Raw genomic sequence first — 8,555 nt, forward strand, 5'->3', positions numbered from 1 at the left:
TTTTATTGCTAGTTTTTCAGCAGGCGCACGAGCAGCGCCTTCTGCGCATGGAGCCGGTTCTCGGCCTCGTCCCATACAAGGCTCTGTCCGCCCTCCATCACCTCATCGGAGATCTCCTCGCCACGGTGTGCCGGGAGACAATGGAGTACACGGGCATCAGGAGATGCAAGTTTCATCAGCTCAGAATCAACCGTGTAGTCCCTGAAGATCGTTATACGATCTTCCTTCTCGTCCTCGTCACCCATCGAGACCCAGGTATCTGTCACAATCACTTCTGCATCCTTAACCGCGGCCTCTGGTTCCCGTACGAGAGTCACATTGCCACCCAGAGACCGCGCTTTTGCAACAATATCTTCTGCGGGTTCATATCCCTTGGGTGTTGCTACCGTTACATTGAGGCCGGTGAGGACGGTTGAGAGGATCAGGGAGTTGCAGACATTGTTCCCGTCTCCCACCCACGCGACGTTCAGATCCCTGGTGGACCCGAAATGTTCCTGCATGGTCATGATATCGGCAAGGAGCTGGCACGGGTGCTCCAGGTCCGAAAGACCGTTGATCACCGGGATGGTCGCGTACTTTGCATACTCCTCGATCGTACTGTGCTTGTAGGCACGGATCATCATACCCGAGACATACCGGGATGCCGCACGGGCCGTGTCGCGGATCTCCTCGCCGCGCCGGATCTGCATGTCGCGGGCGTTCAGGAAGAGCGCATGCCCTCCCAGCTGGTTCATCCCGACCTCGAACGAGATGTGCGTCCGTGTCGAGGACTTCTCGAAGATCATAGCAAGGGTCTTGCCGGCCAGCAGCAGGTGTGGTGTACCTGCCCTCTTCTGGCGCTTGAGCTGGTGCGCTTCGGAAAGCAGTTGTTCAAGCTCAAGTTCGTTGATATCGAGGATAGAGATAAAATCCTTCTTCATTGCAGCTCCTTCATATGGGCAATACGCCGGTCAAGCAACTCCCTGGTTCCAATGTCCCTGCGGTGGCGCACCTTTCCCTTGACCTCCGATGCAGCCTGTTCGGCAGCCTGCTCCGCGTACTCCAGGGTCTCCCCGATACCGACAAATGCAAGGGTCCGGGAGGTCATGGTGACAAGATTTCCCAGATTTTTCTCGACATTTGCATAGTAGAGAAGGGCATTGTTGTGTGGTCCAAGAGTAATCGGATTGCCGGCAAGGGGTGCGTCCGGATATCCTTCCGGAACCAGGTACTTGCAGACCGTTGCCTGCGCGTCAAAGGTCACATGGGACGGCAGGAGCGAGCCTTCAGCAATGTGGGACACAATCTCCGTAAGGTCTGACGTGAGCAGGGAGAGAACATTCATTGCCTCCGGGTCGCCGAACCGGGCATTGAACTCGATTACTTTTGGGCCCCTGGCGGTGTTCATGAACTGGCCGTAGAGGATCCCCTTGTAGGGCTGGCCCGTCCGTTCCATTGCGGCTACTGCGGCTTTCATGATCGCGATTGCCTTCTTATAATCCGCACCAGTCACGAATGGCAGCATGTGATCGGGCATTGAATACGAACCCATCCCACCGGTGTTCAGACCAATGTCCCCCTCGAATGCCCGTTTGTGATCCTGCACCAGGGGCATGGGGACAAGATGGGTGCCGTCAACAAATGCCTGGAGCGTGAACTCTTCCCCAAGCAACCGCTCCTCAAGCACCGCCTCGCCATTCAGGGATTTGACGTACTCGATCGCACCGTTACGGTCAACCTGTTCGCCCATGATCCGGACACCTTTCCCCCCGGTGAGCCCGATCGGCTTGATAACGAGATCGCCATCATACCCGCCGATGAACTCCACCGCTTCGGGAACCGAATGGAAGACCCGGTATTTCGGGCATCCTTCGATGGCATTGCGCTCCATCATGTCACGGCAGAATGCCTTGTCCGTCTCGATGCGGGCCGCGGATTTTACCGGTCCGACACAGGAGATTCCTGCGGTTTCAAGAGCATCGACAATACCGGCTTCGAGCGGAGACTCGGGACCGATAAAGGCAAAATCCACCTGCTTTTCCCGTGCATAAGCAACAATCGCAGGCACCTCGGTCTCTTTGAGAATAAGGACATCGCGAACAAGTGCGTCAATCCCGGGATTGCGCTTTGCCATGACGGAGAATAATGTGGTCGTTGTGTTGCGGGCAAGGGCTGCAGCAATCGCATGCTCCCTGCCTCCCCGCCAACAACAAGAATCTTCATAGTACCATCCTAGTTTACATTGAGAATAAAAATTCCTTCTCTTTCCATTCCCGCGCCTTATTGTTTCAGGAGCTCGTGTAACCTGACGAGCGGGATGATCCGGACACCATTGGATGCAAGCATCGCTTCCGCGCCCTGCTCCCGGTCGACAACCGTCACGACACGGTCAACCCGGGCGCCCGCCGCACGAAGGATGTTGACGCCATACAGGGCAGAACCTCCCGAGGTAGTTACATCTTCGACAAGGAGAACATCCTTGCCCTTGACATCGCCGATGATAAGGCTCTTCTTGCCGTGATCCTTCTCGGCTGATCGGATAATTGCATAGGGCGTTTTCTTGGCAAGGGCTGTGGCCACGCAGAGCGGGACTCCGCCCACGGCGACCCCGGCAACAATATCGAAATCGTGGGATGATGCGATCGTCTCTGCGACTGCGGAGAGGAGTTCCGGCCGGGTTACAGCGGTCTTCACGTCAATATAATAAGGGCTTTTCACACCGGATGCAAGGGTGAAATCCCCGAATTCAATGGCCTTGTAGCGGATGAGCATCTCCGCAAGCGGATTGGTTACCATGGTACCTCCTTGACTTTGATCAGATAGCCGATGATATTTACGGCGCGGTGGAGCAGGGGCGTGAGGATGAGAATGCAGATAAACGCCGCGAGTGTGACTTCAGCAAAGAGCCATGCCGGGTTGAAGACGAGCAGGAGCAGGAATGCACCTGCTACGAGATCATACTGGTCGGCAACCGGCCACTTTGCCCCCCGTTCCTTGCCGAACCGGCGTTTAAAGAAACTCTTGATCAGGTCCCCGAGCAGTGCACCGACTGAAAGGAGCGTAACCGACAGCACCGTCTGCTGGGGCAGGTACTCCAGCCCGTATGCACCGGCAGCCCATATCTGGATGAGCCCGATGATGATGCCGGCAAGGATACCCGTGATCAACCCCCGGTAGGTCTTGCCATCACCAAACACCCTCCGGCCGTCGGTGAAGTTCCGCCCGAGATCAATGGGGGTACCTCCGCCACATAGCGCGGCTACGGGGTTAGGAAGATAGGCAGGCAGCATGATCCACAGTGCTGACAGCAATGCTATTATGAAGAACTCAACACTAATAATGTAGCACTCCAATACCTGTAATAAAGAACAGGCAGAAAGATTAAGGTTACTAAAACCGGAATCACTACCGAAAATAATTCAATAACATCCTTCGGGTGGACGTTAATGCTGATAAAAAAGACAAGAAGTCTTTGCCCCACATGCAGTTCCGTCGTGGACGCGGAGATAGTTGAAGAGGAGGGCAAGATCTGGTTGAAGCGGACGTGCCCGGAACATGGGACTTCCCGGCATCTCTACTGGTCCGATGCACCGATGTACCACCGTTTCCAGGAATACGAAGCCATAGGAAATGGTGTTGCAAATCCACAGAACATCGCACCGCCGGACAGCTGCCCGACGGCATGCGGTCTCTGCAGCAACCATCATTCGGCAACCCTGCTTGCGAATATCGACCTTACCAACCGGTGTAACCTGGACTGCGATTTCTGTTTTGCGAATGCCAGGGCATGCGGGTTTGTGTATGAGCCGAGTTTCGACGAGGTTGTCAAGATGCTCCAGGTCCTGCGGGACGAGAAACCCGTTCCGGCTCCGGCAGTACAGTTCTCCGGGGGAGAACCAACAATGCGGGACGATCTTGTCGAGATCATCCGGAAAGCCAAGAGCATGGGATTCCCGCAGGTCCAGATCGCCACCAATGGTGTGAAGATATCCAAGGACCCGGCACTCGCGCAGCAGCTCAAGGATGCAGGGCTCAGTACAGTCTATCTCCATTTTGACGGGGTAACAAAGGAGACGAACCCGTTCCTCGAGATCCATAAAAAAGCTCTTGAGAATCTTAAACGGGTGGGTCTTGGGACAGTCCTCGTGCCAACCGTGATCCGCGGGCGGAATGACCAGGAACTCGGTGACATCATCCGGTTTGCCATCGACAACATAGCTGTGGTAAGAGGGATCAACTTCCAGCCGGTTGCATTCACCGGGGCCGCAAGCGACGAGGATCTCCAGAAGGCCCGGATCACCATTCCGGATGTCCTTGCAGAGATCGAAACGCAGATGGGCGGCGTGCTCAAAAAAGACGATTTCTACCCGGTGCCCTGCGTCCTCCCGTTCTCGGACCTGGTCGAGGCCTACACCGGCCGGCCGCAGGTAAGGTTCACCGCCCACCAGCACTGCGGGGCGGCAACGTATGTCTTTGCCCGTGAAGGGGGGATCGTCCCGGTTAACCGCATGGTGGATGTCGACTCGTTATTCGAATCGATCGAGCACATGGCCGAGACGCTGAAGAAGGGCGGTGCCATCAACAAGTACAAGGCGCTTCTCGAAGGTGTGAAGAGCATGCACGACTCGGTGAAGAACAGCGAGCAGAGCAGCACAACAGAGTTCTGGAAGCTGATCAGCAAGTCGCTGATTGGCCAGAACTTCGATGCCCTGCGGGAGTTCCACTGGAACGCCCTCTTCATCGGTACCATGCACTTCATGGACAAGTACAATTATGACATCGACCGCGTCCAGCGGTGCTGCATTCACTATGCTACGCCCGATGGCAAACTGATCCCCTTCTGTACCTACAACAGCGGGCCGGTGTACCGCGAGCAGATCTGGAAGAAGTATGCAAAACAGCCGGAAAACAAGTGATTTCCGGGTTGTATCTTTTTTACAATTTCTTTATCAGGCAAGCCACGGCGCGATTCCCTTGTGCTTACCTGTTCATCCAACCACGAACAGGTATTAGGCCGCCGGAGGAGGCGGGCAGTCTCGCAATTTCAGAGAAATGAGAGAGACTATTGGTATTTTACCCTGATTTCCGGTTTCCCGAATCCCCGTCAGGACCGGTTTCACCGATAACGCGTACCCGCAGAAATTTCAGACCCAGTTTTTGGATCCTCATCGAAATGGCTCCAGCATCAATGTTCTTCCCGCGTGCCCTTACCGTGTAATGGAAATATTCAGCGGTGACAGCGTACCGTTTCTCTTCGAGAAAACCCTTGATCAGATCCCGTTTCCGGCCGGAGATATGCACGAGCGTTTCACTGCCGGCCCATTCTTTCAACCGGATATCATAGTCTTCTTTCACGGAATTGTATTGAGAATCAGGAATGATCTGTCCGACGCTGAAACAGCCGGAAGTATCCTCCTTTATTTCATATTCGGGTCTTTTTCTGGGGGCCACGCCAAATCCTTCCTTTGCTCTGTGATACGGATCTGATGTGCCCCTTCTTGAAACTTCCTTACCCATCCGATACCGGTTGGATCACGTTCAACCCAACAGTGATATGTGAGGGAGATGATCGGTACCCCCTCGATGCAATCCACGAAATCCCCCTCTTGCCACCGCATCTAATCGAGAGATTTTGCTCAGCATGATACAGCAGGAGAGGGGGTACCCACCAGCAATTTCCGGACGGGCAGGGGGGTATCCCCTCCCAAAATCCTGACAAAGGGGGGGGTCTGCCCGATACCCCCCTTCTCAAAAATGAGAATTGTGCATTATTGCACACGTCCAGGATCTATGCATTGCACGCGACTTCAGACGAAACCGCCGTTTATCAAGGCTACTCAATAGTGATCATGGGGGGTCTGATCCAGCCAAAGGGGGGAGGGGTATGCCGGATACCTCCCCCCATGCGGGTGGGGGGGTATCAGCGTTTTAAAAACAAACTTGTGGGGGGGTCTCACGCAGACCCCCCCTGATCAGGAACGCACTGATTCACGGAAATGGCAGCTCAATCTTCCTGCCATGCTGCATCGCGATCTTCGCGATCGCAAGATCCTGGATCGCAAGGCCGGTCGAGTCAAAGACCGTGATAGCCTCTGCATCCCTCCGTTTCTTCTTTCCGATGACAACCTCCCCAAGCGTTCCTTCGATATCCGATTCACGATAGAGACCTTTGCTGATCGGCACGTTGATCTCGCCGGAGTGGACGGCTTGCGCGGGATCGTCCACGAAGACCTGTGCCCGTTGGAGGATCGCAGGGTCGAGTTCTTCCTTTCCCGGTGCATCCGCACCAATGGCATTGATATGAGTGCCTTCGTGGATCCAATCATCCCGTATGATGGGGACACGGGAGGGGGTCGTGGTCACAAGAACGTCACAGTCACAGGCTTTCTCCACAGGTGCGGCAACACAGGGAAACGCCATGAACCGATCAGCAAATTTCCGGACATGAGACGGATCCCGGCTCCAGATCTTTATCTGGCGGATCCTGCATTCCTGCGATATCGCCATGACCTGTACTTCTGCCTGCCGTCCGGTACCGATGACGCCAAGGACGATCTCTTTTTTCGGGGCAAGGTACTTACAGGCTACAGCCCCGGCTGCCCCGGTCCGCATATCAGTCAGCCGGGTTGCATTGATGACTGCAACCGGCTGGCCGGTTCCGACATCCAGGATCACCGTCAGGGCCATCACGGTCGGCAGGCCCCGGGCGGGATTGGCGGGATGGACGTTGACGATCTTCACCCCGGCAATCCCCAGGGACGGGAGATATGCAGGCATGGTCCGGAAGTCACCTTCGGGAAGCGTGACATACACTTTAGGGGGCATCTGGATCTGCCCCCTCCCGTGATCCGCGAATGCCGATTCCACGGCACGGTTGACAAGCCCCATATCAAGCCCCATGTCGGTATCCGTGAAGTATTCCATGAACGGGAATGCACACTACCGGAATTTGAAGGTTGGTATCAATATGGTCTGCAAAGGCGGACCGGTGAAACGGGATAAAAAAAGAACTATTGCTGGTAATCCATCTCTTTTAAGGCCTTGTCAGCAAGTTCCTTCATGCGTGCCGAGATCCTGCTGGAAGAACTGTAATCCACTTCTTTCATCGCGTTCGCAATCTCTGTCCCCAGGACGAAAATTGCATATTTATGCTCCATCTTACTCTTATGCTGTTGAGACGGAGTAATTTTGAGAGCAGTATATTGTGTGAACTTGAGATCGGGATTGATCTCCTCAAAATAGTCCTTGACCTCAGAGAGCATCTGGTGAAGGCTGATAAGTTCATCTTTGTGCATGCTACCACTTCAGACAGTAAAATGGTCCCATGCAGCATAAATAAATTTGTGTGGGGATGATTACGACCCCATTTTCAGGAGACGGATCGAGAGGGGACGCTTGATTATTCCCTTAAAATCCCGTGCTGCAACATACGAGAGCCCTTTCCAGACCAGCCGGTCAAGGAGTTTCTGGTCAACGGGACGATCCACGACAAGACCGGTTGCAGAGGGATCGATAGTCTCGATCACCTTCTCCACTTCGTCCGACCGCATCTCCCTGACCACCGTCAGGTCATTGTTCAGGAACCGTGCCATGTTCTGTCCCTTCACATCCTCAATATGCTCCCGGAGGCTCAAAGGGCCGCCGGAAGCATCACGAGGGCGTTTTGCCGGGTCCGCAGATTTTCCTTTTCGTTCATGGGAGTCTTCTGTATCAGGGGAGGCACGGCTGATCCTGAAATCCGCCGGAAGTTCTGCTGATGTCTCGAAATACTGGTCACGGACATACTCCACGGGCACCTTATTGCGAAGCGTCTTGATGACTTCCTTTCTTGTCATGTCCTCCACGCTCTTGCCCTTGGGAGAGAAGGCGACAAAATCAATATCGGCGACCTGCATCAGTTCCCGCAGGATCAGTTCGCCGCCCCGGTCGCCATCAAAGAACGCGGTCGTGGTCTTCTTCTCGCAGAGATCCACGACACTTTTGGGGATATTGGTCCCTTCAACGGCAACGGCATTCTTGATCCCGTACCGGAGCAGGTTTATCACATCTGCCCGGCCTTCGACAATGATGATTGCATCCGATTCCAGCACGTTCGGGCCGGCGGGGGATCTCTCTTCCCCGACAGTGCCTATCTTCTCCACGCGGAGGCTCTGGCGGACATCATCCAGCAGTTCATCGCTATCGATTGTCCCGTCATCGAATCGTTCGATCAGGATCTCTTTGGCCCGCTCAACGATCAGTTTCCGCTTGCTGACCCTGATATCCTCGATCGATTCCACGGCCACGTGGGCTACACAGGGGCCAACGCGATCGATTGTTTCGAGGGAAGCAGCAAGAATAGCGGTCTCCGCACGGTCGAGCGAGGTAGCTATCAGGATCTCGCCCTTTGTCTCGCCCTTCTTGCTCGTGATCTGGACGTCTATACGTCCTACACGTCCGGTCCGCTGGAGATCCCGCAGGTCAAGATCTTCGCCGAGTAACCCTTCAGTCTGCCCGAATATGGCACCGACTACGTCAGGTTTCTCGACCACCCCCTCTGCAGTGAGGCTGATGTGAATAAGGTACTTGGTAGTATC

General features: G+C 54.8%; 8 protein-coding genes and 1 pseudogene. 1 reads left to right on the top strand and 8 read right to left on the bottom strand.

The genetic code is table 11. The annotated features are described in order from the left end of the window. Positions 1 to 8 precede the first annotated feature (8 nt). From argF to LUQ43_RS11770, 4 genes and pseudogenes are all read right to left on the bottom strand, one after another. Complete coding sequence (gene argF / locus LUQ43_RS11755) at positions 9 to 920, bottom strand: ornithine carbamoyltransferase (protein ID WP_299967915.1); 912 nt, start codon at positions 918 to 920, stop codon at positions 9 to 11. After that, positions 917 to 2,202, bottom strand: a pseudogene (gene purD / locus LUQ43_RS11760) (phosphoribosylamine--glycine ligase). The gene argF and the pseudogene purD overlap by 4 nt, the downstream one beginning before the upstream one ends. Positions 2,203 to 2,259: 57 nt before the next feature. Further along, positions 2,260 to 2,775 carry an orotate phosphoribosyltransferase gene (pyrE, locus tag LUQ43_RS11765; RefSeq protein WP_299967918.1) on the bottom strand — a complete coding sequence of 172 codons (516 nt, stop codon included), beginning with the start codon at positions 2,773 to 2,775 and terminating at the stop codon, positions 2,260 to 2,262. Beyond that, positions 2,769 to 3,269 (bottom strand): CDP-2,3-bis-(O-geranylgeranyl)-sn-glycerol synthase, encoded by a 501-nt coding sequence (locus LUQ43_RS11770; protein ID WP_299967920.1) that lies wholly within the window; start codon positions 3,267 to 3,269, stop codon positions 2,769 to 2,771. Before LUQ43_RS11770 ends, pyrE begins: the two co-directional genes overlap by 7 nt. Positions 3,270 to 3,425: 156 nt before the next feature. On the opposite strand from LUQ43_RS11770, the gene tes reads away from it, so the two are divergent. Next, positions 3,426 to 4,895: a tetraether lipid synthase Tes gene (tes, locus tag LUQ43_RS11775; RefSeq protein WP_299967922.1), complete on the top strand. Its 1,470-nt coding sequence runs from the start codon at positions 3,426 to 3,428 to the stop codon at positions 4,893 to 4,895. A 157-nt stretch (positions 4,896 to 5,052) separates the two neighbouring features. Here the strand turns inward: tes and LUQ43_RS11780 are convergent, their stop codons facing one another. From LUQ43_RS11780 to dnaG, 4 genes are all read right to left on the bottom strand, one after another. Further along, complete coding sequence (locus LUQ43_RS11780; protein ID WP_299967925.1) at positions 5,053 to 5,334, bottom strand: hypothetical protein; 282 nt, start codon at positions 5,332 to 5,334, stop codon at positions 5,053 to 5,055. A gap of 633 nt (positions 5,335 to 5,967) precedes the next feature. Next, positions 5,968 to 6,903 (bottom strand): ornithine cyclodeaminase family protein, encoded by a 936-nt coding sequence (locus LUQ43_RS11785; RefSeq protein ID WP_299967927.1) that lies wholly within the window; start codon positions 6,901 to 6,903, stop codon positions 5,968 to 5,970. 86 nt (positions 6,904 to 6,989) lie between these two features. Beyond that, on the bottom strand, positions 6,990 to 7,274 hold the full coding sequence (locus LUQ43_RS11790) for a UPF0058 family protein (protein WP_299967930.1): 285 nt from the start codon (positions 7,272 to 7,274) through the stop codon (positions 6,990 to 6,992). Between the two features lie 60 nt (positions 7,275 to 7,334). Continuing rightward, a partial coding sequence (gene dnaG / locus LUQ43_RS11795; RefSeq protein WP_299967932.1) for a DNA primase DnaG occupies positions 7,335 to 8,555 on the bottom strand: 1,221 nt, incomplete at its 5' end.

The sequence above is a fragment of the Methanoregula sp. genome, from assembly GCF_028679125.1.
Lineage (GTDB): Archaea > Halobacteriota > Methanomicrobia > Methanomicrobiales > Methanospirillaceae > Methanoregula.

Bases quoted from the DNA above. Each gene is read 5' to 3' on its own strand.
- argF (WP_299967915.1), bottom strand. From the start codon at position 920: ATGAAGAAGGATTTTATCTCTATCCTCGATATCAACGAACTTGAGCTT.
- pyrE (WP_299967918.1), bottom strand. From the start codon at position 2,775: ATGGTAACCAATCCGCTTGCGGAGATGCTCATCCGCTACAAGGCCATT.
- LUQ43_RS11770 (WP_299967920.1), bottom strand. From the start codon at position 3,269: ATGCTGCCTGCCTATCTTCCTAACCCCGTAGCCGCGCTATGTGGCGGA.
- tes (WP_299967922.1), top strand. From the start codon at position 3,426: ATGCTGATAAAAAAGACAAGAAGTCTTTGCCCCACATGCAGTTCCGTC.
- LUQ43_RS11785 (WP_299967927.1), bottom strand. From the start codon at position 6,903: ATGGAATACTTCACGGATACCGACATGGGGCTTGATATGGGGCTTGTC.
- LUQ43_RS11790 (WP_299967930.1), bottom strand. From the start codon at position 7,274: ATGCACAAAGATGAACTTATCAGCCTTCACCAGATGCTCTCTGAGGTC.